The sequence below is a fragment of the Vibrio sp. 1641 genome, from assembly GCF_033339995.1.
Lineage (GTDB): Bacteria > Pseudomonadota > Gammaproteobacteria > Enterobacterales > Vibrionaceae > Vibrio > Vibrio alginolyticus.
This window is the reverse complement of record NZ_JAWOVP010000301.1, coordinates 1-611: the sequence shown is the minus strand read 5'-3', so window position 1 is coordinate 611 and position 611 is coordinate 1. Positions and strand designations below refer to the sequence as shown.

Annotated in this window: 1 protein-coding gene and 1 pseudogene; both read right to left on the bottom strand. The window is 45.5% G+C overall.

The window, feature by feature from the left end:
- Nucleotides 1–97, bottom strand: a pseudogene (locus R7Z47_RS25650) (5'-methylthioadenosine/S-adenosylhomocysteine nucleosidase); the annotation flags it as partial.
- A gap of 62 nt (nucleotides 98–159) precedes the next feature.
- Complete coding sequence (locus tag R7Z47_RS25645; RefSeq protein WP_005480841.1) at nucleotides 160–588, bottom strand: DUF1499 domain-containing protein; 429 nt, start codon at nucleotides 586–588, stop codon at nucleotides 160–162.
- Nucleotides 589–611 lie beyond the last annotated feature (23 nt).

The window sequence follows — 611 nt, the reverse complement described above, 5'->3', positions numbered from 1 at the left end:
ACGTACAACCTGCTTTGTTTACGGTTTGGCAGTTTGTCATAGCTTCTTTCAGGATGGTCACTTCTTGTTCCATCGCCCCGATGATACCAACTTTCATAGCACTCTCTTTAGGTAAAATATTTAATCGGCGAGAGTATAGCACTCCCTGTCAGCAGTTTTCTATTTGATGAGTTCTGCTTTAGAAAGTTCGGTTCGTAATTGCTCGGCCCGTTTTCGATTGACGCCAAAGTCGGAATACCCTACGCGCGATTCTGAACGCACGATCAGAGTATTCCCGTCGATCTTTAATTCGAGATCATCCACGAAGCGCATGATTTTAGATGTGCATTCAATGCGCAGATAATTGCCATCTTTCTCTGCTGTTTTAGCCCCCGATAGTTGCAGTGCTGCTTGCTCAATTGCATCCAATGTGGCGGATTCGGTGAGAGTAAAAGGTTCGAGGTGGTGTTCTTCTCGCTGGTCTTGTGTTGAAACGCAGTTAGGTTTGTTTCCACATGGGGTTTGAGTTCTATCTGGCATCGAAGTGACTCCTTGGCTGCATGCGGTTAAGCCGAGAAAAGTGATGAGCATCAGAGCGGCTTTTTTCATGAGTTCTATTCCTTAACAGAGGA

What these genes read in the sequence shown, in the direction of transcription:
- R7Z47_RS25645 (WP_005480841.1), bottom strand. Translation starts at nt 588, where the DNA reads ATGAAAAAAGCCGCTCTGATGCTCATCACTTTTCTCGGCTTAACCGCA.